Below are 25083 nucleotides of genomic sequence, written 5' to 3'. Positions count from 1 at the left end.
TAGCGGGTCCATGCTTGAGGACAGGAGGAATCCCCATGAGCCTCAGTGTCTTCGATATGTTCAAGCCCGGCGTCGGGCCGTCCAGCTCTCATACCGTGGGGCCGATGCGCGCTACCCGCGAGTTCGTCGACCGCCTGCATGACACCGACCTGCTGCCGCGCACCGTCGCCGTGGAAGTGCATCTCTACGGTTCCCTCAGCGCCACCGGCAAGGGCCACGCCACCGACCGCGCCTGCCTGATCGGCCTGCTCGGCATCGACCCGGCAGAAGCCGACCCCGCCGCGCTCGCCCCGCAGGTGGACGACATCCTGCTGCGCCACCGCCTGCGCCTGGGCGGCGCGCGGGAGATCGACTTCGACCCGGCGCGCCAGCTGGTCTTCCACGACGACAGCCTGCCCGCCCATCCCAATGGCCTGCACCTGAAGGCACGGGACGAGAACGGCGACCTGCTGGCCGAGCGTGTCTGCTACTCGGTCGGCGGCGGTTTCGTGGTGGACGCGGCGGACTTCAACACCGACCGCGCGTTGCAGGGCAATCCCATGCCCTACCCCTTCCACAGCGCCGAGGAACTGCTGCGCCTGTGCCACGAGCACGGCTTCCGGCGCATCAGCGACCTGATGTGGGCCAACGAGCGCGCGCTGCGCAATGACGAGGAAATCCACGCCGGCCTTGCGCATATCTGGGATGAAATGCAGGCCTGCGTGAACCGCGGCCTGGAAACCGAAGGCACGCTGCCCGGCGGACTCAAGGTGCGGCGTCGCGCGCCCATGCTGTTCCGCCGGCTGAACGAGGCGGACAGCGGCAATCTCATCGCCACCACCCTGGGCGCCCTGGACTGGGTGGACCTCTGGGCGCTGGCGGTGAACGAGGAGAACGCCGCCGGCGGCCGCGTGGTGACCGCGCCCACCAACGGCGCCGCCGGCATCGTCCCGGCGGTCCTGCACTACTACGCGCGCTACGACAGCAACGCCAACGCCGACGGCATCGAGCGCTACCTGCTGACCGCCGCTGCCATCGGCATCCTGTGCAAGCTCAACGCCTCCATCTCCGGCGCCGAAGTCGGCTGCCAGGGTGAGGTGGGCTCGGCCTGCGCCATGGCTGCCGGCGGGCTGGCAGAAGTCCTCGGTGGCAGCCTGGAACAGGTGGAGAACGCTGCCGAGATCGGCCTGGAGCACAATCTCGGCCTGACCTGCGACCCGGTGGCCGGGCTGGTCCAGGTGCCCTGTATAGAGCGCAATGCCATGGCCTCGCTCAAGGCCATCAACGCCGCCCAGCTCGCCCTGCGTGGCGACGGACAACACCTGGTCAGCCTCGACAGGGCCATCGACACCCTGCGCGACACTGGCCGCGACATGATGGACAAGTACAAGGAGACGGCGAAGGGCGGGCTGGCGGTCAACGTGATTGCCTGCTGAGCGGAAGGACTCGATTCAGGAGCGGGCCATGCGCGCGATCGCGGGCATGGCCCGCTCCTACAGGGAACCCTTTCTTGCAGCCCCCGAAACAGCCTTTCTCAGCCCCGGAGAAAATCGTTAGCTAGCTTTCTTTTTCCACCACTTCGGGCTACCGTCGATGCCCGCCAGACCTAGAAAGACTTCCGAAAGTCCGCTGCATTGACCTTTGCCCAGGCACGTTCGCGCGATGCCTGCCATGCTCTGTGGCGGCCCTTTTGGCCAACCTGACCGTGATCAAAGCCCGACGACTGGAGATTCCATGAACCTGTCGCTGCTCAGCCGCTATGCCTTTTTCGCCGCCTGCGTCCTGTTCACCGTGCTCAGCCTGCCCTTCCTCGGGCATGACTGGGTGTGGCCCTTCACCCTGACCACCCTCGCCCTGAGCGTGCTCGGGGTCTTCGACCTGCTGCAGGAACGCCATGCGGTGCGGCGCAACTACCCGGTCCTGGGCAACATCCGCTACCTGGTGGAAGCCATCCGCCCGGAAATCCGCCAATACCTGCTCGAAGGCGACCAGGAGGCCCTGCCCTTCTCCCGCGCCCAGCGCGCCCTGGTGTATTCGCGGGCAAAGAACGAGACCGCCGACAAACCCTTCGGCACCCTGATCGATGTCTACCAGTCGGGCTTCGAATTCATCGCCCACTCGATCCGCCCTGCGCCGGTGGCCGACCCGTGCACCTTCCGTGTCACCGTCGGCGGGCCGGCGTGCAAGCAGCCCTATTCCATCTCGGTGTTCAACATCTCGGCGATGAGCTTCGGCTCGCTCAGCGCCAACGCCATCCGCGCGCTGAACAAGGGCGCCAAGCTCGGCGGCTTCATCCATGACACCGGCGAGGGCAGCATCAGTCCCTACCACCGCGAGTACGGCGGCGACCTGACCTGGGAGCTGGGCAGCGGCTACTTCGGCTGCCGCAACGACGACGGCACCTTCAGCCCCGAGCGCTTCGCCAAGCAGGCAGTCGATCCGCAGGTGAAGATGATCGAGATCAAGCTCAGCCAGGGCGCCAAGCCCGGCCACGGCGGCATCCTGCCCAAGCACAAGGTGACCCCGGAAATCGCCGCCACCCGTGGCGTGCCCATGGGCCAGGACTGCATTTCGCCCTCCTCCCACAGCGCCTTCGACTCGCCCCACGGCCTGCTGAACTTCATCGTCCAGCTGCGCGAACTCTCCGGCGGCAAGCCGGTGGGCTTCAAGCTGTGCATCGGCCACCCGTGGGAGTTCATGGGCATCGCCAAGGCCATGCACGAGACCGGCATCCTCCCCGACTTCATCGTCGTCGACGGCAAGGAAGGCGGCACCGGTGCCGCGCCGCTGGAGTTCACCGACCACATGGGCCTACCGATGCGCGAAGGCCTGCTGTTCGTGCATAACACCCTGGTCGGCCTGAACCTGCGCGACAAGATTCGCATCGGCGCCAGCGGCAAGATCGTCAGCGCCTTCGATATTGCCAGCGTGCTGGCCATGGGCGCCGACTGGGCCAACTCGGCACGCGGTTTCATGTTCGCCATTGGCTGCATCCAGTCGCAGTCCTGCCACACCAACAAATGCCCCACCGGCGTCGCCACCCAGGACCCGCTACGCCAGCGCGCCCTGGTCGTGCCGGACAAGGCCGAGCGCGTCTACCACTTCCACCGCAACACGCTCAAGGGCCTGGCCGAGATGATCGCCGCCGCCGGCATCCAGCATCCGTCGCAACTGGAGGCCAAGCACCTGGTGCGCCGCGTCTCGGCCACCGAGATCCGCCTGTTCTCGCACCTGCACTACTTCCTCAAGCCTGGCGAGCTGCTCTCCGGGAACATCGAGGGCGAGTTCTACGAGCGCATCTGGCGCATGGCGCGCAGCGACAGCTTCGAGGCTGCCGCCGGCTGATCCGGCGAAGCACGGGAGCGCCTGCAACGGGCGCTCCCTTGCAAATCGCACTGCCCCGCCGCTACCCCAACCGGCCCCACACCTGCATCAACCCCACCAGGTGCACGAGTGCAAAGCCCAGGCAGATCGCCGAACTGATATGGATGAAGCGCTGACTGCGCCCCGTGTCTTTCAGGATGAACGGGCCGGCCAAGCCGCGCAGCAGGTAGACCAGCGAGACCGCGACCAAGGCAGGACGCAGCAGCGGAAGCGGGGCCAGCACTCCGGCCCCGGACAGCGCATAGGCGGCCCAGGCGAAGAGCACGAAGGCGATGCCGACGGTGATCAGCGCCGGGTAGGCACGCCCGGCTTCGGCGGCACGGGCGAGCTTTTCGCCGGCGCCGAACAGGCGATACCAGCGTGGCCCCACCAGCACCACGCCAATGTGCAGCGCCCCCGCCATGGCGCTGAGCGCCGCCGCAATCATCAATGCCAGGTTGTAGTCCTGTCCCACGGTCGGCTCCCTCCTGGAGTTCGGCTCTTTGCAGTGGCTGCATCCTACCGTCGGCGCGAACGATTCACGACACTCGACCACCGGCTGCACGAATCTTCCAGACAGCCCGCCTGCGCACGGTATGCTGGCCGACCGGGCAAGCGGTACGGAGGCGGCCCATGCACAAAGACAACTGGATCGACCTGCTGCAGGATGCCGACACCGGCATCCAGAGCCTGCGCGCGCATTTCAAGGGCCACGCCTACGACCCGCATTGGCACGACAGCTACCTGATCGGCTTCACCGAGTCCGGCGTGCAGCAGTTCCGCAGCCGCAACCAGCGCCACGTCAGCACTGCCGGCAAGGTGTTCTTCCTCGAGCCCGGCGATATCCACGACGGCGACGCGCCCACCGCGGGCGGTTTCACCTACCGCACCCTGTATCTCGACGCGCCCTGGCTGGAGCGGGAAATCGCCACGCTGTTCGAAGAAGCGCCGGGTAATTGCCAACTGGCCGTACCCGAGCTGCTGATCGACGATCCGCAGTTGGCGCGGCGTATCGACAACGCCTTCCAGGCGATACACGGCCATGACCTGAAGATCGTCCGCCAGACTGTCATCGACGACCTGCTCGACGGCATGACCCGCCACCTGCACTGGCGCCAGCGCGGTGCCACAACGGCGCACCTGCCACTGGCGGCGCAGCGCGCGCGGGATTTCCTGCACGCCAACCTGACTGCCGACATCGGCCTCGACGACCTGGCCAAGGCCTGCGGCTGCGACCGCTTCCGCCTGACCCGCGCGTTCAAGCAGGCGTTCGGCCTGCCGCCCCACGCCTACCTGATCCAGTTGCGCCTGGCCCGTGCACGCCAGTTGCTGGGGCGCGGATTCGCACCGGCCGATATCGCCGCCGACCTCGGCTTCGCCGATCAGAGCCACCTCGGCCGCTGGTTCCGCCGCGCCTACGGCGTGACGCCCGCCTACTACCGCAAGCGCTGCTCAAAGCTTCCAGACTGAGCCCCTCGAGGTGGCGATGATGAGCTCCCATCGATTCACCGGAGTTCCCGCCATGCACCTCGCGCAGCTCGGCCAATGGCTGCCCTTCATCCTCTTCGCCTTCGTCGCCTCGATCACGCCGGGGCCGACCAACCTGCTGATCTTCAGCAACAGCGCCCGCTTCGGCTGGGGCGCCGCGCTGCCGATCATGTTCGGCGGCTGCGCGGCCGCGGCAGCCCTGGTGCTGGCCGTCGGCAGCGGCCTGGGCGAAGTGCTGGCCAGCCTGCCGCGCCTACAGCAGGCGATGAGCGCCGCCGGCGTGCTCTGGCTGAGCTGGCTGGCCTGGCAGATCTTCCGCAGCCCGCCGGCGAACCTTGCGCGCGATACCGACGGCGCGCGCCTGGGGGCGCTCGGCGCTGCCGTGCTGCAACTGGTCAACCCCAAGACCTGGATGATGGCGCTGGCGGTGATCAGCGTGTACGCCGGGCACGGTGTGGATCGGCTGGACCGCGTGCAGTTGCTGTCGCTGCTGTTCTTCCTCGTGTCGATCCCCTGCACGGCGGTCTGGGCCGGGCTGGGCATCGGCAGCCAGCGCCTGTTGTCGTCCCGGCAGATGCAGCGACTCAACCAGTTGATGGCGATCCTGCTGCTGGTATCGGCCTGGGCCGGAGCGCTGCTCTGAGCGACCACTGACAAACGACCCGTGGCACTGGCAGAATCCGCGGCAACCACACCAGGAGGCTGGCGCCGTGGACTCCCTGTATTTCTCGCCGATGTTGCTCGGCCTCAACCTGATGCTCGCCAGCGCCATCGCCTGTACCGGTCTCTGGTACTTCGCCCGCCCCTATCGCGGCCCCGGCCTCTGGATGGGCGGCGCCTGGACGCTGATCCTCGGCATCCTGCTGTTCATGGGCTTCATGGCCAGTGGCAGCAAGCTGCTGAACATCGCCGGCAATGCCACCCAACTGGCTGGCGAGGCGCTCCTGCTGCTGGGCATCCATCGCTTCCTCGGGCTGCCCCCGCCGTGGTGGACGGTCCCCGCCAGTGCGACCGCCATGACCCTGGCGCTCAGCTGGCACTGGTGGGTGGCGCCCATCAACTCCGAGTACCTGATCGCCATCTACGCCACGATTGGCGGTCTGCTGCCGGTTCAGGCCAGCCTGGTCCTGCTGAGGGCCACCGGTGAACGCGAGCTGCGTGGGGTACGCCGCTTTGTCGCCGCAGCACTCGGCGCATATGCCCTGGTCACCCTGGCGCGCGCCATCATCGGCCTTCACGACGGACTGAACGGTATCGAACACGCCGACGTCACCCGTTCCTTCAGCTACCTGCTGCCCTATAACTTCGGCGTGCCGCTGTGGGTCATCGCCCTGGTCGGCATGGCACTGATGACCATGCGCCGCATTCTCGCCGACAGCCAGCGCCACGCCATCGAGGCGGCGGCCAGCGCCGAACGCTTCGAGCGCCTGATGCAGGTCGCCAATGCCGGCATGCTGGTACTGCGGGACGGCAAGGTGATGGACGCCAATCCGATGCTCGAACGCATGCTGCACTGGCCCCGTGAGCGACTCCTCGGCCAGGATTTCAGCGAGCTCTTCGTCCGCGAGGCGCGGGCAGACCTGCATGACCTGCTCACGGACGCGGACGGCAAGCCCCACGACATCCTCGCCATGCGCGACGATGGCAGCACCTTCGCCGCCGAACTGAGCATCGAGCGCCTGGCCGGCGGCCAGCAAGTGGCGGAAATTCGCGATGTCAGCCACCACAAGGCACTGGAAAACCAGCTTCGCCAGTTGGCCACGCTCGATCCGCTGACCAGCGCGCTCAACCGTCGCGCCTTTCAGGCCCAGGCCGAGCGCGAGCTGGCCCGCAGCGCGCGCTACGGCTCGCCGCTGAGCCTGGCGGTGCTCGATCTCGACCACTTCAAGCGCATCAACGACCAGTACGGCCACGCCGCCGGTGACCGCGTGCTCTGCCAGTTCAGTGAACTCTGTCGGCGGCAGGCCCGCAGCACCGACCTGTTCGCGCGCTTCGGCGGCGAAGAGTTCGTGTTCCTGCTGCCCAGCACCGACGCCGAGGCCGCCCGGCACTTTCTCGATCGACTGCGTGAGAGCCTGCAGGACCTCCGTCTGGATATCGAAGGTGGCGAACTGCGGGTCAGCGTCAGCATCGGGCTGGTGTCGGGCGGCGGTACCTGGGAGCTCCAGACCTTGCTCGAGCGCGCCGACCAGGCGCTCTACCGGGCCAAGGCCAAGGGTCGCAATCGGCTGGAAAGTGCCGAGCTCTGATCAGCGCAGCAGGGTCACAGGAGCCGGGCTGTCGGAGCCAGGGCGTCAGAGAATGCCGTCGCGCCGCAGGTACTCGCGCAGGTGCTCGATGAACGCATGGATCTTGCGCGTCGCCCGACGGTTGCTCGGGTAGACCGCCAGGATCTGCGCGCCGAAGGTATCGGGTTCGAAGAAGTAGTCGTCCAGCACCGTCACCAGCCGTCCGCTGCGCAAGTGCTCCAGCACGCTCCAGTGCGGGCAGGGCAACAGGCCGTGGCCGGCGAGGCAGGCGGTGAGCAGCACGGCCTGGTTATCGCTGTTCAAGCGGCCGTTGCGCGGCGTGGAATAGCGCTCGCCCTCCACGTCGAACCACCAGCGATCATCCAGCGCCGGGTGGCGGTAGACCAGGCAATCATGCTCAATGATCTCGCGGGGATGCCGCGGGGTGCCGCGCCGCGCCAGATAGGCCGGGCTGGCGCACATGATCAGGCGGCTCTCGGCCAGCGGCTGGGCGATCAACCCCGGCAGGTCGCTGTTGCCCATGCGCAGGGCGAGGTCGTAGCGGCCGTCGAGCAGGTCGACATAGCTGTCGGAAAGGTCCACCTGCAGGCGCACGTCCGGGTGCAGGTCGAGGAATTCGGCGCAAGCCTGGTCGAGGAACACCGGGCCGACGATCAGCGGTCCGGTGACGCGCAGCACGCCGCGCAGGCTGTGCTGCAGCTGGGCGATTTCCTCGGTGGTCTCGCGTATCCGCGCCAGCACCTCGCGGGCACCGTCCAGATAGAGCTGGCCGGCTTCGGTGAGTGACATGCTGCGCGTGGTGCGCTCGAACAGGCGCGCGCCGACTTCGATTTCCAGCTGGCCGACAGCCTTGGTCACCGCCGAGGGCGTCTTGCCCAACTGCTCGGCGGCGCGGCTGAAACTGCCGGTCTCGGCACTGGCGACGAACATCGCCAGGCTGCTGAATCGGTCCATCGTCATTCGTGCCAATCCTTCACAAGTGTTATGCCTGACGGCGACTTCCGCGCGATCCGGTCCGCCAGTAGCCTGCGCCGCAGACCAACAATAATCCACCGAAAAGCAGAGGGAAGTCATGCACGGCATGCTCAAGGGCGCGCTGGCGCTCGCCATCGCACTGGGTACTTTTGAAGCTCAGGCACAGAACGCGGACCTGATCCTGTACAACGCCAAGGTCTTCACCGCCGAGCCTGGCCAACCGCTGCAGCAGGCCGTGGCGGTCGCTGGCGGCAAGGTGCTGCAGGTGGGCTCCAACGAGGACATCCGCAAGCTCGCCGGCACCGGCAGCAAGCAGGTGGACCTGGGCGGCAAGGTGCTGATGCCCGGCTTCATCGACAGCCACTCGCACTCCATCTTCGGCGGCCTGGAGCTGATCTCCGCCAGCCTGCTCGACGAGCAGATGGACCTCGATGCCTTCGAGAAACGCCTGAAGCAGGACCGCGACAGCGGCAAGGCCAAGGTGCACGACACCGTGGTCATGAACGGCATGAACTCGACCTACTGGTCCCAGGCCGACGGCCTGGCCAAACGCTTCAACCAGGGCGAGTGGAAGGACACGCCGGTGGTCCTGATCGGCAGCGACCACCACACCGCCTGGGCCAACGCCGCCATGCTCAAACGCGCTGGACTGGACGCCAGGCGCCTGCGCAGCCTGAGCTCGCTGGAGCAGCAGAACGTTGCGCACGACAAGGACTTCAATCCCACCGGTTTCCTGGTCGACTCCGGTTTCGACCTCGTGGCCGCCGCCATGCCGGTTCCGGACGCCGCCACCATGGACCGCGCCGGCGTGGCGGCGGTGACGTACAACAACAGCCTCGGCATCACCGCCTGGATGGACCCGGCCGCGAACGGCACACCCGGCGAGGCGCTGTTCGCCATCAAGCCGACCGAGAAGACCGTCGGCGTGCTGCCGGTCTACCGTGACCTGGCCCGCGATGGCCAGCTCAGCGCCCACGTCGCCGCGCTGCAGGTGGTCAACCCGAAAAGTACGCCGGCCGATCTGGACGTCATCGAGAAGGTCCGCCAGCAGTTCCAGGGCATCCCCAACCTGACGCTGCCAGGCATCAAGGTCTTCGCCGACGGCGTGATCGAGTTCCCGGCGCAGTCCGCCGCACTGCTGGAGGACTACAAGAACAGCCACAAGCCGGGCGAGCTGCTGATCGATCCGAAGCACTTCGGCGAGCTGGTCAGCGCCGCCGATGCCCGCGGCTGGCTGGTGCACGTGCACGCCATCGGTGACCGCGCCGTGCGCGAATCGCTCAACGGCTTTGCCCAGGCGCGCAAGGACCGGCAGAGCGGCGTGACCCACTCGATCACCCACCTGCAACTGGTCAACCCCAAGGACTTCCCGCGCTTCAAGGCACTCGACGTGATCGCCTCGATGCAGCTCGACTGGGCCACCGCCGAGCCCTACACCGTGGAACTGGTGAAGCCCTATATCGCCGACGAGGCCTACCGCTACATGTACCCGGCCAAGTCGCTGCTGGACAACGGCGCCACCATCGCCGGCGCCAGCGACTGGCCGGTGTCCACCCCCGACCCGCTGAAGGCCATCTACCAGGCCGTCACGCGCCAGGGCGAGGAAGGCGTGCTCAACGCCGCCGAGCGCGTGGATCGCCAGACCATGTTCTACGCCTACACCCGCAACGCTGCGCAGACCATCGGCCTGGGCGACAAGATCGGCACCCTGGCGCCCGGCAAGGTGGCCGACATGGTCGTGCTCGACCGTGACGTGTTCACCGTGCCCGACCAGCAACTGGACGAAGCCCGCGTGCTCCACACCCTGTTCGAAGGCCGCGAAGTCTACCGCGCCGAAGACCAGCCGGCTCTCTGAGCCGGGCTCCTGCGCCGGGGCCTGAACACTCCCGGCGCCTTGCCCGCCAGCGCTCCCCTTGCCGTCACTTCCCGGGTTGAACGGGAGGGTCGGCGCTGTGCGGGATTTTTCATCTGCCCACAGACAATCACAACAAAGGGAACCCCGTATGAACCGCCCGCAATGGCTTGTCGGCGCACTGCTCGCCTGTGCCCCGCTGACGTCCGCCCTGGCCATCGAGCTGAACCAGGACTTCGCCCTGCAGATCGACGCCAGCCTGCTCAGCGACTACCGCACCCGCGGCATCTCGCAAACCCAGAACGACCCCGCCGCCCAGCTCGGCCTGACCCTGCAGCACAGTTCCGGCGCCTACCTGGGCGTGTGGACCTCCAACGTCGACTTCGGCGGCGGCCTGAAGACCCGCCAGGAAACCGACTACTACGCCGGCTGGTACTGGCAGGCCAACGACGACATCGCCCTGGACGTGGGCTACATCAGGTACGCCTACCCCAAGGAAGCCCAGTTCAACCAGAGCGACACCTACGCCATCCTTCACGCCTATGGCTTCGAAGTCGGGGCCTACTACGGCAACGACTACCCGACCTACTTCGGCGAAGACCAGGCCAACCTCTACACCTACCTGGCCTACAACGCCGAGCTGCCGGCCGAGCTCAAGCTGCGCGTGCGCTACGGCCGCAACGACGCCAAGGACCCGCTCTACCTCTCCGGCAGCGGCGATACCCGCGATACCTACCATGAGTGGGAAGCCAAGCTCAGCCACGAACTGCTGGGGCTCGACTGGGCAGTGAGCTACATCGACACCGACCTGTCGCAGAACGAATGCCGTACGCAGTTCGGCTTCGGCGACGTCTGCACGGCGACCGTGGTCGCCAGCGTGAGCAAGACCTTCTAACGCGGACGGACGGGGCGCGGTTCGCGCGCGCCCCGCTCGCCCAGCAGGGCGATGGCGCACAGCGCCAGGGCGGCCACGTTGGTGGACACCGGATTGAAGGCCCCCCGCAGCAGCTCAGGGACGAAGAGCGCCACATCCACCAGCAGGGCCAGCAGGGAGAAGGCCGCCAGCCACAACGGCCAGCGGCTGCGGCGCAGCAGGAGGATGCACAGCGCCAGGACGATCTCGGCGGCACCGGCAACCTGGGCCACGCGCAGGGTCGACAGAGGCCAGTCGTGGGCCTCGATCATGCGGACTTCCTCAGGGCTGAGGAACAGCAGCTTGGGCACCAGCCCGTGGTAGAAGAACACCACTGCCAACCCCAGTCGCGCGATGGCCGCACTAGTCATTGCCAAGGAAGCGACCACGATACTGCGGGGACGGCACCAGGCAGATGTCCTCGCGACCGAACAGGCGATAGCGATTGAGTGCGACGCGGTCATAGAACCAGTCGCGCAACGGACGCGGAACCAGCCAGAGCACCCGCAGCCAGTTCCACGGCGCCGGCAACTGGCCGATCACCCGCAGAAACGCATCGCTGCGCTCGAAGCCTTCACGGCCATCGACGTAGAGCATGGTGTCGAAGTACTCGGTCGGCAGGCCGAACCAGTCGAGAATCGCCTGGCCCTCGGCCGATTGCACGCTGCACAGCTTCACCCGGCCCTCACGGTCATGCTGCAGGAGGAAGCGGCTCCAGCCATTGCACAGCCGGCAGGTACCGTCGAACAACACGACCTTGTCGTCTGGCTGCATGTGGGGGGGCAGAGCCATGGCGTCGTCTCCAGCAGCCTGGTGACGCAACTGTGCCCGCCGCTTGTGACAAGTCATCGACTCACCCATTGGCCAATGAAAACAACCGGTATTCCACCCAACCCGGCCCCAGCCGCCCCTCGCCCACCGCCAGTTGATGGTTGAGCCAGCGGTAGCGATCGTCACCGACCTCGAAGCGCGGCTGGATCATGAAGTAGGTATCGCCGAACTCGGTACTGTCCCCCCGCGAGACCGCATGGATGATCTTCGGGTTGGCCACGAGAAGACCGTTGTGTTGCATCAGGATACGCGCGCCGTCGTCGGTACGCAGCACCAGGCGTACATCCAGATGCCAACTGCCATCACTGTCCACCAGGATCCAGTCACCGCCACCGGGCAGCACCTCGCCGCTCAGACGCTGGCCCTTGAACGTCCCGCCACCCGCCGCCGAGATGAGCCGCTGCCCCTGCGGCACGCGGCCGATCTCCAGCGGTACGCTGGCTTTCACGTTCATCTCCATCAACGGCTCGAGCTTCATCGCAGCGCTCCTGCGCAAGGTCGTCGTAGACGCATCAGTAAAGCAGCCGCCTGCCGGCGCGGCCATTTTCCGCCTGGGTCTGCGGGCCGAAGCGATAGCGCAACAGTCGGCCCAGGCGGCGCATCGCCGGGATTGCCAGGGTGATCTCGTAGAGCAGGCGCATGCCCAGGGACAACCGGGCGATCTGCGCACGGTCATAGGCGGCGATCGCATCGATGAACTGCAGCGCCGGTACTCGCCGTTCCAGCACCTGCGGCTCGTCGATTCCCCAATGCAGCACGGCACCGGTGCGGCGGATCATCGGGTTCCACTGCAGCAGGCGGATGCCCAGGCGGCTGTAGCCGTCGAACACCAACTCGCCCTCGCCGAACCGCGCGGTCAGCGCTTCCAGCAGGCGGAATACGTCGCCGGTTTCCACGTAGGGCAGCACGCCTTCGGCGATCATCAACACCGGCCGACCGGTCGGCACGCTTCGCCACCAGCCCGGCGCCGTCAGAGAGCTGGCCAGCAGATGGCAGTTCTCGCGCGGTGGATAAAGGCGCTCGCGCAGCGCGATCACCTCCGGAAAATCCACCTCGAACCACTGCACGGTGGACGGCGGGTCGATGCGAAAGACCCGGCTGTCCAGCCCGCACCCCATCTGCAGGACCACGCAGGTCGGGTACCGAGCGAGGAAATCGCGCACCCACTCGTCGAACAACCAGGCGCGCAGGGCGAGTCCCACCTGCTCGGCGCGGCCGATGTGCAGGCGGGCGAAGTCATAGTCGATCTGCTCCACGGCCTGGCGCGAGAAACGGTCGCGCAACAGGCTGTCGGGTAGCTCGCTCTCCTTCGCCTTGGCGTAGAGGGTGATCAGCAGGGTTTCCGGCGTGCCCTTGAGCTCGACCTTGTGCATGGCGATCTCCCATGGCTGAAGCACTCCATGTAACGCCCGCTCCGGCTGTAACTCAAGCCTTACAAAAAAGCCGCCGACGGGAATACTTCAGGGCTGTCGGAGAACCACTCGTTCTAAGGGAAACGCCTGACGGCATGCCCATTGGACAGCCTTTCACCGAGCATCTAGCGTCAGTATCAGCCCCGCCAGAGCAGTTCCCCCGCAGTCTCATCCAGGGAAGGCAGACCCAGGGTCGGAACGCCTCCGATTGCAGCCGAGCACTGGCAATTCGCGCCCCCCGCGCACCGCAGTTCCTTTCCTCCCGTCGCCACGACTGTTCAGCATCGCCCGACGCACGCTGTGCTGCGCCTGGGCTGGATAGCGGCCGACCGGGGCGTCCGGCCGCCTCAGGCAAGACTGGAGGAATTCAGCATGGCAAGCGGACAGGAACTCTACGAGCTCGCCGCCAGCAAGAACGGCCAGAAGTACGTCAACCTGCTGGTACCCAAGGACAACCCCAACTGGAACGGCCCGTGGGACTGCGCGGAGTTCGTCTCCTGGGTCGTCTACCAGAAGACCGGCAAGCTCTACGGGTGTGTGAACGACCAGGGCAACCCGGCGACCACCGAGGCGTACTCCGGCGCCTGGGTCACCGACGCGAAGAACGGCACCCTGCTGCCCAGCGATGAACGCGATGCCATGGTCACTGCCGGGGTGATCCTCATCCGCAAGCCCCCCATGCCGGGCACCATGGGGCACGTGGCGATCAGCGACGGCGCCGGCAAGACCATGGAAGCCGCCGGCACCAACCTGGGCGTGCGCGCCGGCAACGTCAGCGGGCGGGTCTGGGACTATGTCTGCCGGATTCCCGGCATCACCTACTCCAGCAGCGCCGCCACGCCTCGGCTGAAGGCACAGCCCTTGGTCATCCGGCTGGAAGAGCCGAATGTGAAGAACGCCAAGGTCAAGGAAATCCAGAAGCGCCTGAAGGAACTCGGTATCGATCCCGGAAAGATCGATGGCGAATACGGCCCGCATACCGTGGCCGCCGTGATTGCGTTCCAGAGCACCCACCGCCTGGTAGCCGACGGCGTCGTCGGTCCTGCCACCGCACGCGCCCTGCAGATCGACTGGTCGTAAGGAGACCGCCATGGCCAAGATGAAAGCGCCGTTCTTCCCCATCATCTACGTTCGCGGTTACGCCATGACGCGCGGCGAAATGGACGAGACCACCGCCGATCCGTTCTGCGGCTTCAACCTGGGTTCCACGGTGATGCGTGCAGTCCCCGAACGCGACCGACCTCCCCGCAAGTTTGTCTTCGAGTCACCCGTGGTGCGCCTGGGCAGCGACTTCGGCTACAGCGACGTCTACGAAGATGGCTACGACATCCTCGACCCGGAGTGGAGCGATCTGGCGGCGGGCAATGCCCTGACGTCGACCTCGATCATCATCTACCGCTACTACGACCCGGCGTCCACCCTGCTGGGCATCGGCAAGACGCCGACCATGGAGCAGTTCGGCCAGGGCCTGAGCGACCTCATTCTGAAAGTGCGCGACCTGATCTGCGGCAACCTCGCCAACGGCGTGAAACCTGCGGACTTCCGCTGCTACCTGGTGGCCCACTCCATGGGCGGCCTGGTCTGCCGGACCTTCCTGCAAAACCCCACGTGCGGCTCGGATGACGCGCGCCGCGCCGTGGACAAGTTCTTCACCTATGCCACCCCGCACAACGGGATCGACGTGGCGGGGATCAACGTACCGTCGATCCTTTCGCTCAACGACATCGACAACTTCAACCGCAGCACCCGCATGCCGCAGTACCTGAACCTGCCCAAGAGCCTGGGGCGCGTCGACGTGTTGCAGGAATCCATCCTGTCCTCGCGCAAGGTCTTCTGCATGGTCGGCACCAATCGCAGCGACTACGAAGTCGCCGCGGGCCTGTCACGCACCTTCGTCGGCAACGGCAGCGATGGTCTGGTGCGCATCGAGAACGCCACCCTCAGCGGCCTGGAGGCCGGCAACAAAGTGGGTGCCGAGGCTGGCAAGGCCTTCGCCTACCGCTCGCACTCGGGGTTCTTCGGCATCGTCAACAGCGAAGAGGGATACCAGAACCTCACACGTTTCCTGTTCGGCGACGTGCGGGTCGACATCTGGCTGGACATCACCGACCTCCGCCTGCCCGGGACGGTGATCGATGCGGCCGGCGACAAGCCGGTCAACGCGCTGTACCAGATCGAACTGCTGGCCTCGCCACGCGGCAAGCTGTGGTACCTGTCGCGGCGAACCTGCGAGGAGGACTCCGCCGCGTGCGTCACCCACCAGGGCTGGAAAACGAACAACACGCTCTACCTGTCCAGCGTATTCCTCGCCAACTACGCGCGGGTCAACCCCAAGCGCCGCACCCTGGCCTACAGCATGACGCTGGGGGTACGCGTACCCGACTATGAGATCGAGAAGCGCCTGTGGCCCAACGAACACTACGAGGGCAGCTACCTGTTCCGCGATACCGTGATCATCGAGTTGCAGCCGCCGCGCACGCCAACTGAAAAGTGGAAGATCAGCTATGCCTGGCAGGCCACCGGCGTGAACACCAATGGCAGTGAACTGACCGCCGAGCAGATCGATGGCGGCAGCGTGGAGGTCACCCTCCCCATCGACAGCGACCTCAACCATAACCCGCGCAATGCGGCGATCACTGGCAACCTGCGCTTCGTCGTCAGCAGTTGGAACAAGGGCGCCGACTGGGGCTAGCGGCAGCGGCGCAACGGCGCTCAGTCGGACAGGGCGCCGCTGTGCAGGTAATACAGCTTGTTGACGATCTGCCACCCGTTGCCGAGGCGCAGCAGGGACAGGTAGTCGGTGAAGTGCATACCGAGGAACTCGTCGGTGACCTTGGCCACGGCGCTGTCGCCGGTGATGTCCAGGGATTTCAGTTCCCAGGACGGCGGCGCGCCATCGGAGGGCGGCGCCTCCGCCTTGATCGCACCGATGAACTCGTCCAGCGAGGCCCACTCCAGCGCGCCATGGTAATTGCCGATGATCTTGCAGGACGGGTGGAAGGCCAGGCGCAGACGCGACTCATCGCCGAAGGTCATGCCCTCGACGTAGTCCGTCAGCACACGGTTGATGGCGGCGCTGTCCGCCGTGTAGTTGCTCATCGCTGCAGCCCTCCCCGGTCGGTGACCAATGGGGCAAGGCTAGCACTGCGCCCCGGACGCGCTGCGGACGGCGACGACCGGGGCTCCGGCGTCAGACCACCGCCAGGTGCTGCTTGCGGGTGGGTGGCGGGAAGGCCGCATCGAGCGCTTCGAGATCCTCGGGGGTCAGGCGAAGTTGCAGGGCGGCGGCGTTGTCGCGCACGTGCAACGGCTCGACGGCCTTGGGGATGGCGATCACACCCGGTTGGTGGATCAGCCAGGCCAGGGCCACGCGCGCCGGCGTGGCGTCGTGGCGGCCGGCGATGTCCGCCAGCACTCGGTGGCGCAGCAACTTGCCGCCCTGCCCCACCGGGCAATAGGCCATCAGCGGCATGCGCTGTTCCTGGCACCAGGGCAGCAGGTCCCACTCGACGCCGCGTTCCTCCAGGCTGTATTGCACCTGGTTGGTGGCGCAGGCCGGCTCGCTCAGCTCCTGCATATCGTCCAGGTCGAAGTTGGACACGCCCCAGCGCTTGATCTTCCCCGCCTCGCGCAGGCGTTCGAAGGCGTCGACGGTTTCCTCCAGCGGATACTGGCCGCGCCAGTGCAGCAGGTAGAGGTCCAGGCAATCAGTGCGCAGGCGCTTCAGGCTGCGCTCGCAGGCGTCGGGAATGCCACGCCGGCTGGCGTTGTGCGGGTAGACCTTGCTGACCAGGAAGACCTGCTCGCGCAGCCCGGCCAACGCCTCGCCGACCACCGCTTCCGAGCCACCCTCGGCGTACATCTCGGCGGTGTCGATCAGGGTCAGGCCGCGCTCGATGCCTTCGCGCAAGGCGGCGATCTCGCGCCTGCGCTGGAAGCTGTCCTCGCCCATGCGCCAGGTGCCCTGGCCGATGGCGGGAACGGCGGTGCCGTCGGCGAATACCACAGTGTTCATCTCGTGCTCCTTGTTGCGCTTGTCATGGGGACACGGGGCCGGCCGCCGGAATTCGGCGGCGGGATGTCAGGGTAGCGCAGAAGGCGGGACCTGCGAGCGGCTCAGCGGTTGGTCTGCAGATTCCGGCGCGCGGTGTGGCGTTCGATGGCCAGGTCGATCAGGCGGCTGACCAGCTCGCTGTAGGTCATCCCGGCCGCCTGCCAGAGCTTGGGGTACATGCTGATGCGGGTGAAGCCGGGCAGCGAGTTCAGCTCGTTGATCAGCACCTCGCCGCTCTCGGTAAGGAACACGTCGACCCGCGCCAGACCGGAGCACTCCAGGGCGAGGAAGGCGTCAACGGCGAGTTGGCGGATACGCTCGCTGGCCTCGGCCGGAATATCGGCGGGCACCACGACCTTGGCCGCGTCCTCGTCGATGTACTTGCTGTCATAGGAGTAGAAACCGCTGCCCACGACGATCTCGCCGCAGCCGCTGGCGATCGGCTGCTCGTTGCCCAGCACTGCGCACTCGATCTCGCGCCCCTTCACGGCGGACTCCACCAGCACCTTGTCGTCGAAGGCCAGCGCGAGTCGCACGGCTTCGTCGTAGGCGGCCTCGTCCTCGACCTTGCTCACGCCCACCGAGGAGCCCATGTTCGCCGGCTTGATGAACAGTGGCAGGCCCAGCTTGCGCTGCGCCTCGGCGAACGACGTACGCGCGGCATTGGCGCGGGTCAGGGTGACGAAGGGAGTAATCGCGATGCCGGCGTCGCGCAGCAGGCGCTTGCTCACGTCCTTGTCCATGCAGATGGCCGAGCCCAGTACGTCAGAGCCGACGAAGGGAATGTCAGCCATGCGCAGCAGGCCCTGCAGGCAGCCGTCCTCACCCTGGGTGCCATGGACGATGGGGAAGATCACATCGACATGGTCGAGCAATTGGCGGCTGCCGGTCTCCACCAGTTGCTGCTCGGCCTTGCCCGGCACCACGGCCAGTTCGCGGTTGGAGCGGTTGAGGGCGATCAACGCCGGGTTTTCCTGGTTGAGCAGGTAGTCGGAGGCATCGTTGAGGTGCCAGCGGCCCTCCTTGTCGATGCCGATCAGCACGGGCTCGAAACGCTCGCGGTCCAGCGCATCGACGATGTTCTTCGCCGATTGCAGCGACACCTCGTGCTCCGCCGAACGCCCACCGAAAATCACCCCAACGCGCAACTTGCCCATGACAGCCTCCGCATGATCGATGGGCGCTTTCTAACATGGGCTCCGGCGCTTGGGTAGGAACAGTGGCCGGCGAACAGACCAGACGCGCTGTTCAGAACCGGCCCAGCGCCTGTGCCAGCTCGCGCGCGGCCTGTCCGCTGTGCACGCCGGGGAACAGGTGGGTGAAGGGCAAGGCCACGAAGCGCCCTTCGCGTACGGCGCGCAGGCGCGATAGCACCGGGTCCGCGCGCAGCGTTCGGATCTTCCGGTCGGCGGTGGACCACAACGCATCGGCCAGCAGGATCACGTCCGGGTCGCGCGCCAGCAACTGTTCGGCGTTGGCGGTGAAGCTGCCCAGATCGACGTCCTCGAACAGGTTGTGCGCACCGGCGGCGTGCAGCAACTGGGTGACTACGCCACGCCGCCCCTGGCTCTCCAGGCCGATGCTGGCGCTATCGAGGTAGAAGACTTCCAGCCGTTGGCGGCCGGTCGAAAGCTGGCGCGCTTCGGCCAGCTCCGCGCGTTGCTGGCGAATCAGCGTCTGGGCCCGCGCCGGCTCACCCAGCAGGTCGCCCAGCGTCGTCAGGTCCGTCTCGACACCCGCGAACAGATCGTCCTGCCACGCACCACAACCGGCATCCAGCAGGTAGCTGGCGATGCCATGAGCGGCCAGTTCCTCGCGGGACAGGTTGCCCAGGCGGAAGGCCGAGGCGAACCCGGCCACCACCAGGTCCGGTCGCTGCGCGTAGACCGCTTCCGCCGACGGATACTGGCGCGACAGCAGGGGTACGCCGCGATAACGGCCGCCAGCCACGTCCAGGTCGTCATCGATGTACGCCACGCCGATCAGCCGCGGTCCGGCGCCCAGCGCCAGCAGCAGGTCGGCGGCGTGCTGGTTGAGGGCGAGGATGCGTTGGGGCGGGTGGTCGATCTGCCAGGTCTGGACGCAGTTTCGGTAGTCCTGCGCTGACGCATTTGCTGCGCTCTGCATCAACGCGAGCAACAGCACCACCTGCAGGAGCGCGCGCGTCATGGCTCGTCCACTCGCAGCTCTGCCACCGGCACGCCGTCACGCAGATGCTCGGAGACCACCCGGCACACCTGCTCGTCGCTACGCAGGCCATACCAGACGCGTTCGGGATAGACCGTCAGCAGCGGCCCGCGGTTGCACGGGAACTGGCAGCCGGTGCGGGTCAGCAGAGCGCCCTCGGCGTTCTCGTAGCGATCGAGTCGAATCAGCTCGCGGCGCAGGGTTTTCCACAATGGCAGCGCACCGCGCCGCACGCAGCGCGGCCCGGTGCAGAGGAACAGGTGATGCCGGTGCGGCGGCGGCGCGGACCAGTCCGGCTGCGAAGGCACCTCACCGACACCCTGGCACTCCAGCTGTTGCGCCGGATCGCCAATCGCCGCCAGCACCGCCGCCACATCCAGCCCGCGCCGGCCGAGCGCCGACGCCGTGACCTTCGGCGGCGGCGCCAGCGGAGCGTCCTCGAGCAGCCCGGCCAACTCGGCGCGCAACCAGTCGAGGTAGGCGCCGTCAGCGGTGGGTTCCAGGTCCACCAGCAGCAGCTCGCGATCCTCGGCCAGAAGCTCACGCACCCGCGCCCACAACGCATCGAAACCTTCGCCGGTGTCGATGCATTCGACACCGGCGAAGCGCGCCGCCACCTCGCGGTGCAGGCGCTCGCCCTGGGCACCGGCCAGCGGGCCGACCAGCAGGATGGCCTTCATCAGAAGCTGAAGGTGTAGCGCAGTTCGGCGGTACGCGGCCGGCCGAGGTTGTCGACCTGGCGGATACCGTTGCTGGTGCGGCCGGTGGCGTAGTCGCGGTCCAGCAGGTTCTCCAGCAGGAGGCTCAGGCGGTGTGCGCGGGCGGCGTCGAGGTAGCGATAGGCATCGCCGTCAAGCACGGTGTAGTGGCCGTAGTCGTCGTCCTGCGCGCTGACGATGGAGCCGACGTAGCGCGTGGCCAGGCCGGCGCCCCAGAGGCTGTCGTCATAGCCCAGGCGCAGGCGGGCAAAGAAGTGCGGGATGTTGTTCACCGTCACGCCTTCGCGGCTGTCCACCCGATTGCGCGTGGCGTCGGCGGAGAGCTGCCAGTGCCGGCCAACCTGCCACTGGCCGTTGGCTTCCACGCCGCGCACGGTGATCTCGCCGTTGCCGTTCACCCACTGGTCGCCCGCCAGGGTGATGAGGTCGGTGATCTCGCGGCGGAACAGGGTGACGCTGCCGCTCCAGGGCTGCTCGAACAGCTCGCCGGTGTAGTCCAGGCCCAGCTCGGCGTTGCGGCTGCGTTCGGGCTTGAGGTCGCGGTTGCCGACTTCGTCGCCCGGCTCGTTGACGAACAGTTGCTCGGCGGTGGGCAGCTTGAAGGCCGTGCCGAACTGGCCGCGCAGCTTGAGCTGCTGCGTGAGGTCATAGAGCGAGGTGAGCATCCACACGGTGGCGCCTTCGCCGCCGGAAATTTCCTCGCGGCGCACACCCAGGCTCGGGTGCCAGTCAGGCAGCGCCTCGATGTTCGGCCGCAGCTGGGCGTAGAGCGCGTGGGATTCGGCCTTGTCGTTGTCGATGATCAGCACATCGTCCTGGCCCTTGTACCACTGGCTGTCATTGCCGAAGACCAGCTCGTGACCGCCCGCAAGCCTGGCCTTGCCTTCGAGCTGCGCCCCCCAGTCGGTGAAGCCCCAGTAGTCGTTGTGGTTGAGCACCTGGGTGCCGCCGCCCTGCAGGTTGTAGACGCGGTCGTAGCGGGTGTCCCAGTCGTTGATGTGGGTCTTGGCGAACCAGCTGAAGTCGTCGCTGACGCTCTGCTGGAAGGTGGCCGTGGCGATCTGCTGCACGCGGTTGTTGCTGGTGTGGTGGTTGGACGTCGGGCGGGCGAAATCCAGCTCGGCGTCGGCGTACTGGTAGAACAGCTCCAGGCGCGAGGCATCGCCGATGGCCTGGATAGCCTTGGCACCGAACACATTGACGTCATAGGAGCGGCGCTTGTCGCTCACCGTGTCGGTCATGTCGCGGTCGCGGAACGGCTGGTAGCCGTCGGAGCGGTTGTGGCTGACGTAGGCCATCAGGCCGAGGTCGCCCAGGCCGTTCTGCACGATCTTTTCGGCGCGGGCATCGCCGCTGCGCCCCTTGAAGGTGTCCAGGCCGAGGTTCGCCTCACCGGACGCTTCGCGGCTGCGGGCGCTGCGGGTGACGATGTTGATCACGCCGGACACCGCCTGGGTGCCGAACAGCAGGCCCTGGCCGCCCTTGAGCACTTCGATGCGCTCCACCGCGGTAGTCGGCAGGGTGTCGATGTAGATGCCGCCGTAGAGGCGGTTGTTCAGGCGCACGCCGTCCAGCAGGATCAGCGTGTCGTCGTTGCGTCCGCCCAGCAGCGAGTAGGTGCCGTAGTCGAACGGCCCGTTCTTCGGCGCGACGAACAGGCCGGGTACATACATCTGCAGCACGCGCGTGATGTCGGCGCTGGGGCCGGCGCGCTCGATCTGCTCGCGGTCGATGACCTCCAGCTTGCTGCCGTAGCGGGCCATGTCGGCGACAGTGTTGGATTCCACCGAAGGCGCGCTGACGACTTCGTCGGCCAGGTCGAGCGGCGCCGCGACCAGTTGCGCGCTGAGGGCGCACAGGGGGAGAACAGGCATCCAGCGCAGGGCACGCCGGTTCTGTAACGGGAGTTTGGGTGACAGGGAGAAATGCAAGGTGATCGCCTCGAAATCGGGATTTCGCAGGCGGCGCAGCGACACCCGGAACGAGCGCGCCCCGGGAACCGGCTCACGCCCGCCCACCGCGGGTTTGCCAAACAGGTTCCAGGCCGGTCTCCGGGCTTGCGAGGGTCCTGGGGCATCCGCCTTCCCATGCTGGTGCACAGTGGCCTACTGGATGCTCCGCTCGCTTACCGTTGCGGGGGCAGCGCCGGACTGATCGCACGAGGGCGACGCACCGGCTTCCCGTTTCACCCCACGCACGGCGGCGGGGGGCACCTGAAACGGGGCGCATCTGAACACCGAGCGCCCGAAAGCGTCAAGCGCGGGGCTTGGGCAGGATGTTGCGGAGGAGGCGCGAACGCGCGGCATCAGTGCCAGGGATCGTAGGTGCCGAAGCTCCAGATGTGCCCCTCCGGATCACGGCAGGTGAAGCCCTGGCCGCCGTAGTCCTCGTCCTTGATGTCGATGACGATCTGCGCCCCGGCGTCCACGGCCGCGCGGTACGGCACCTCGGCGTCCTTCACCACCAGGTAGATGCTCTGGGTACAGCCGCCGACCTCGTCGGGCTGGCGCATCAGCCGGCCGTATTCGTTGTCGTGCAGCGACCCGAGCATCACCAGCCCGCTGCCGTCGGCCAGCGCCAGTTGGGCGTGGGCGATGCCGCCGTGCTCGTCGGCGACCACCAGTTGCCGCTGAAAACCGAAGGTCGCGCACAGCCAGTCGATAGCCTGGGGCGCGTCGCGGTAACGCAGGCAGGGAATGACACTGGGGCGGGCGATGGGAGCGGGCGTGGACATGGCGATCTCCGGGCAAAACGAACGCAATGTTCTGAGCATAGTCACCCGCTTTTCACACCTCAGCGCTGCGCGGCGACCAACAGCAACATGGGACGCTCGCGCTCCTCGGCGAGTGCCGGATCGGCCTGCACCTGCCCGGCGCTGGGCCCCCAGTCCTCGACATGGCGCACGCTCAGCCCCGAGCCAATCACCGCATTGAGGACGCTGCCGAGGGTGCGGTGGTACTTGAGCACGCCCTTGGCCAGCCAGTCGGTGCGACGCTCGCCCTCGTCCTGGTAGTGGTCCACCGGCCAGCAGCGGCGACCGTTGGCATCGACGATCCAGCCAGGCGCCAGCGAGGCCATGTAGATCGGGTGCTCGATGGAGAACACCAGGCTGCCACCGGGGCGCAGCGCGTCGTGCACGTTGCGGAAGAAGTGCGGCAGGTCTTCGAGGTAATGCAGGACCAGCGAACTGTAGGCCAGGTCGAAGGCTGCGGTGGGCAGTTCGAGCTGGTCGAGGTCGGCGTGGAAGTAACTGACCTGCGCGGCCTCGGTGGTTTCCCGCGCGCGGTCGAGCATCTTCTGCGAGACGTCCAGCCCACTCACGGTGCGGGCGCCCTGCTCCGCCGCATAGCGGCAGAACCCGCCGTAACCGCAGCCGAGATCGACCACGTCGAGGCCCTCCAGCGGCGGCAACAGGGCACGCAGCGCGGCCCATTCCGGCGCGCCGTCCAGCCCGTGCTGCGAGCGTGGCAGCTGGGCGTAGGCCGCGAAGAATTCAGGGTTGTCGTAGATGTTCTGCGCCATGGATCGGCACCTCCTTTCTGACGGACCAAGGGCCGATTGTCTGCGTCAAGGACGGGGCCGGCAACCCGATGAGGTCAATGCGGCGGCAATCGAAGCGCAAATTCCTGCAAGACCGTCGGTCAGGTCAACCGTAGTGTCAGGACTCCATTTCCAAGGAGAAAGACACCGTGACCCAGCGCCAATCGATCAACCTGCAGGACAAGCTCGGCCGCATCACTGAGACCTGGCAACCGCGCGTGATCGCCGAGATGAACGACTACCAGTTCAAGGTGGTGAAACTGCTGGGCGATTTCGTCTGGCACAGCCACGCCGACACCGACGAGGCCTTCATCGTGCTGGACGGCGAGCTGCGCATCGACTTCCGCGACGGCCCGCTGACCCTGCGCGCCGGCGAGCTGTACGTGGTCCCCCGCGGCGTGGAGCACAAGCCGTATGCCGAACGGGAGGTGCAACTGATGCTGATCGAACCGCGCGGCGTGCTGAACACCGGCGATGAGGGCGGCGAGCGCACGGCGGAAAACGACCGCTGGATCTGATCAACCCCTGCCGGCAAGGTCGTTCGGCTTTGCCCCAAAGCGCTTGCGATAGTCGCTCGGCGCCATCCCGGTGATCTTGCGGAAGGTGCTGCGGAACGAGCCCGGATCGAGGTAGCCGACCGTGTAGGCGATGTGGTCCACCGTGCCATTGGTGAACTCCAGCAGCTCGCGCGCCTTGCCAACCCGCAGGTGCTGACAGTACTCGGTGGGCTTGAGCCCGGTGGCCGCGCGGAAGCGGCGCAGGAAGGTGCGCTCCTCCAGGCCGGCCTGGATGGCCATGGCGGTCAGGCTGACGTCCACCGCGCCGTTGCCCTGCAGCCAGTGCTGCACCTTGAGGATGGCGGCGTCGCCATGCCCCAGCAGCGGCGCGAAGTTGCTGCCGCATTGCTGCGCGCTGTCGCTGTGTTCCACCACCAGGAAACGCGCGGTGCGGTTGGCGACGCTCGGGCCGAGCAGGCGGTCGACGATGCGCAGGCCCAGCTCCGACCAGGCCATCAGCCCGGCGGAAGTGATCAGGTCGCCGTCGTCCACCATGGGCTTGTGCGCTTCCAGACGTACGCGCGGGAAGCGTTTGGCGAAGGCCTCGGCGCCGCTCCAGTGGGCGGTGGCACTGCGCCCGTCGAGCAGCCCGGCTTCGGCCACCAGCAGGCCGCCGATGCACACCGAACCGACGATGGCGCCCTCGCCATGGCGCGCCGCTAGCCAGTCGGTGAGGTTGCGCAACGGGGCGGCGTCGGGCAGCCCGAACAGCGACGGCGGGACAAGCACGGCGACCAGCCGGCTGTCGACGCCTGGATGCGTGTCGAACACGCGGCGGGGCTCGCCGCCGTCCTCACCGGACCAGTGGCTGACGCGCAGCGCCGGCAACTGCTGCGCGGCCTCTTCGCCGGCGACGCGCTCGGCCACGGCGAACAGATCGGTCAGCCCGTGCAGCGCCGCCGTCTGCACACCGGGATAGAGCAGCAACCCGATCTCGACGACGCTCCGTTCCACAGCCATTGTC

25 protein-coding genes and 1 riboswitch are annotated in these 25083 nt (G+C 67.0%); of the genes, 10 read left to right on the top strand and 15 right to left on the bottom strand.

The genetic code is table 11. The features are described 5' to 3' along the window. Window positions 1-35: 35 nt before the first annotated feature. Window positions 36-1415, top strand: coding sequence for an L-serine ammonia-lyase (locus AC1ZV1_RS07550; RefSeq protein WP_484296158.1), 1380 nt, complete (start codon window positions 36-38; stop codon window positions 1413-1415). Between the two features lie 298 nt (window positions 1416-1713). After that, window positions 1714-3324: an FMN-binding glutamate synthase family protein gene (locus AC1ZV1_RS07545; protein WP_484296157.1), complete on the top strand. Its 1611-nt coding sequence runs from the start codon at window positions 1714-1716 to the stop codon at window positions 3322-3324. Window positions 3325-3385: 61 nt separating this feature from the next. Here the strand turns inward: AC1ZV1_RS07545 and AC1ZV1_RS07540 are convergent, their stop codons facing one another. Then, entirely contained in the window at window positions 3386-3790 is a 405-nt protein-coding gene (locus AC1ZV1_RS07540) for a hypothetical protein (protein ID WP_484297521.1), read from the bottom strand. A gap of 185 nt (window positions 3791-3975) precedes the next feature. On the opposite strand from AC1ZV1_RS07540, the gene AC1ZV1_RS07535 reads away from it, so the two are divergent. The 3 genes from AC1ZV1_RS07535 (at window position 3976) to AC1ZV1_RS07525 (ending at window position 7079) form a co-directional block, all read left to right on the top strand. Beyond that, window positions 3976-4812, top strand: coding sequence for an AraC family transcriptional regulator (locus AC1ZV1_RS07535; RefSeq protein WP_484296156.1), 837 nt, complete (start codon window positions 3976-3978; stop codon window positions 4810-4812). Between the two features lie 52 nt (window positions 4813-4864). Continuing rightward, window positions 4865-5473: a LysE family translocator gene (locus AC1ZV1_RS07530; protein ID WP_484296155.1), complete on the top strand. Its 609-nt coding sequence runs from the start codon at window positions 4865-4867 to the stop codon at window positions 5471-5473. A 67-nt stretch (window positions 5474-5540) separates the two neighbouring features. Next, on the top strand, window positions 5541-7079 hold the full coding sequence (locus AC1ZV1_RS07525) for a GGDEF domain-containing protein (RefSeq protein ID WP_484296154.1): 1539 nt from the start codon (window positions 5541-5543) through the stop codon (window positions 7077-7079). Between the two features lie 45 nt (window positions 7080-7124). Here the strand turns inward: AC1ZV1_RS07525 and AC1ZV1_RS07520 are convergent, their stop codons facing one another. After that, window positions 7125-8033, bottom strand: coding sequence for a LysR family transcriptional regulator (locus AC1ZV1_RS07520; protein WP_484297520.1), 909 nt, complete (start codon window positions 8031-8033; stop codon window positions 7125-7127). Window positions 8034-8151: 118 nt separating this feature from the next. Between AC1ZV1_RS07520 and AC1ZV1_RS07515 the strand changes: the two genes are divergently transcribed. Beyond that, entirely contained in the window at window positions 8152-9909 is a 1758-nt protein-coding gene (locus tag AC1ZV1_RS07515; protein WP_484296153.1) for an amidohydrolase, read from the top strand. A 148-nt stretch (window positions 9910-10057) separates the two neighbouring features. Next, window positions 10058-10801 carry a TorF family putative porin gene (locus tag AC1ZV1_RS07510; protein ID WP_484296152.1) on the top strand — a complete coding sequence of 248 codons (744 nt, stop codon included), beginning with the start codon at window positions 10058-10060 and terminating at the stop codon, window positions 10799-10801. Here AC1ZV1_RS07510 and AC1ZV1_RS07505 read toward each other — a convergent pair. The 4 genes from AC1ZV1_RS07505 to AC1ZV1_RS07490 form a co-directional block, all read right to left on the bottom strand. Further along, window positions 10798-11190, bottom strand: coding sequence for a DoxX-like family protein (locus tag AC1ZV1_RS07505; RefSeq protein ID WP_484297519.1), 393 nt, complete (start codon window positions 11188-11190; stop codon window positions 10798-10800). The genes AC1ZV1_RS07510 and AC1ZV1_RS07505 overlap by 4 nt on opposite strands. Further along, complete coding sequence (locus AC1ZV1_RS07500; protein ID WP_484296151.1) at window positions 11183-11611, bottom strand: thiol-disulfide oxidoreductase DCC family protein; 429 nt, start codon at window positions 11609-11611, stop codon at window positions 11183-11185. Before AC1ZV1_RS07500 ends, AC1ZV1_RS07505 begins: the two co-directional genes overlap by 8 nt. 61 nt (window positions 11612-11672) lie before the next feature. Continuing rightward, a complete protein-coding gene (locus tag AC1ZV1_RS07495) occupies window positions 11673-12128 on the bottom strand; it encodes a DUF3237 domain-containing protein (RefSeq protein WP_484296150.1) in 456 nt (151 codons plus the stop codon). A gap of 34 nt (window positions 12129-12162) precedes the next feature. Next, window positions 12163-13023, bottom strand: a complete 861-nt coding sequence (locus AC1ZV1_RS07490) for a class I SAM-dependent methyltransferase (RefSeq protein ID WP_484296149.1) — start codon at window positions 13021-13023, stop codon at window positions 12163-12165. 411 nt (window positions 13024-13434) lie between these two features. Between AC1ZV1_RS07490 and AC1ZV1_RS07485 the strand changes: the two genes are divergently transcribed. Together AC1ZV1_RS07485 and AC1ZV1_RS07480 are read left to right on the top strand one after the other, a co-directional pair. Continuing rightward, a complete protein-coding gene (locus AC1ZV1_RS07485; RefSeq protein ID WP_484296148.1) occupies window positions 13435-14142 on the top strand; it encodes a peptidoglycan-binding domain-containing protein in 708 nt (235 codons plus the stop codon). A gap of 10 nt (window positions 14143-14152) precedes the next feature. Beyond that, a complete protein-coding gene (locus tag AC1ZV1_RS07480; protein WP_484296147.1) occupies window positions 14153-15754 on the top strand; it encodes an esterase/lipase family protein in 1602 nt (533 codons plus the stop codon). A 20-nt stretch (window positions 15755-15774) separates the two neighbouring features. Here AC1ZV1_RS07480 and AC1ZV1_RS07475 read toward each other — a convergent pair whose 3' ends face one another. The 8 genes from AC1ZV1_RS07475 to AC1ZV1_RS07440 form a co-directional block, all read right to left on the bottom strand. Further along, window positions 15775-16161, bottom strand: coding sequence for a nuclear transport factor 2 family protein (locus AC1ZV1_RS07475; RefSeq protein ID WP_484296146.1), 387 nt, complete (start codon window positions 16159-16161; stop codon window positions 15775-15777). Window positions 16162-16252: 91 nt separating this feature from the next. After that, the gene (locus tag AC1ZV1_RS07470; RefSeq protein ID WP_484296145.1) at window positions 16253-17077 is read right to left on the bottom strand and encodes an aldo/keto reductase; all 825 of its coding nucleotides are present in this window, start codon (window positions 17075-17077) and stop codon (window positions 16253-16255) included. A 101-nt stretch (window positions 17078-17178) separates the two neighbouring features. After that, on the bottom strand, window positions 17179-18273 hold the full coding sequence (gene ddlA, locus AC1ZV1_RS07465) for a D-alanine--D-alanine ligase (RefSeq protein WP_484296144.1): 1095 nt from the start codon (window positions 18271-18273) through the stop codon (window positions 17179-17181). 91 nt (window positions 18274-18364) lie between these two features. Beyond that, window positions 18365-19285: an ABC transporter substrate-binding protein gene (locus tag AC1ZV1_RS07460; RefSeq protein ID WP_484296143.1), complete on the bottom strand. Its 921-nt coding sequence runs from the start codon at window positions 19283-19285 to the stop codon at window positions 18365-18367. Beyond that, complete coding sequence (locus AC1ZV1_RS07455) at window positions 19282-19983, bottom strand: (2Fe-2S) ferredoxin domain-containing protein (RefSeq protein WP_484296142.1); 702 nt, start codon at window positions 19981-19983, stop codon at window positions 19282-19284. The genes AC1ZV1_RS07460 and AC1ZV1_RS07455 overlap by 4 nt, the downstream gene beginning before the upstream one ends. Beyond that, complete coding sequence (locus AC1ZV1_RS07450; RefSeq protein WP_484296141.1) at window positions 19983-21896, bottom strand: TonB-dependent receptor plug domain-containing protein; 1914 nt, start codon at window positions 21894-21896, stop codon at window positions 19983-19985. Before AC1ZV1_RS07450 ends, AC1ZV1_RS07455 begins: the two co-directional genes overlap by 1 nt. A 151-nt stretch (window positions 21897-22047) precedes the next feature. Continuing rightward, a riboswitch (cobalamin riboswitch) is annotated at window positions 22048-22254 on the bottom strand. A 73-nt stretch (window positions 22255-22327) separates the two neighbouring features. Beyond that, complete coding sequence (locus AC1ZV1_RS07445) at window positions 22328-22756, bottom strand: VOC family protein (RefSeq protein WP_484296140.1); 429 nt, start codon at window positions 22754-22756, stop codon at window positions 22328-22330. A gap of 59 nt (window positions 22757-22815) precedes the next feature. Further along, complete coding sequence (locus AC1ZV1_RS07440; RefSeq protein ID WP_484296139.1) at window positions 22816-23544, bottom strand: class I SAM-dependent methyltransferase; 729 nt, start codon at window positions 23542-23544, stop codon at window positions 22816-22818. A gap of 167 nt (window positions 23545-23711) precedes the next feature. Between AC1ZV1_RS07440 and AC1ZV1_RS07435 the strand changes: the two genes are divergently transcribed. Continuing rightward, window positions 23712-24080: a cupin domain-containing protein gene (locus tag AC1ZV1_RS07435; RefSeq protein WP_484296138.1), complete on the top strand. Its 369-nt coding sequence runs from the start codon at window positions 23712-23714 to the stop codon at window positions 24078-24080. On the opposite strand, the gene AC1ZV1_RS07430 is transcribed toward AC1ZV1_RS07435, so the two are convergent. Then, a complete protein-coding gene (locus tag AC1ZV1_RS07430; RefSeq protein WP_484296137.1) occupies window positions 24081-25079 on the bottom strand; it encodes a GlxA family transcriptional regulator in 999 nt (332 codons plus the stop codon). Between the last annotated feature and the right edge of the window lie 4 nt (window positions 25080-25083).

This window comes from Pseudomonas sp. BB438, from assembly GCF_057180225.1.
This window is presented reverse-complemented; position numbering and strand designations above follow the sequence as displayed.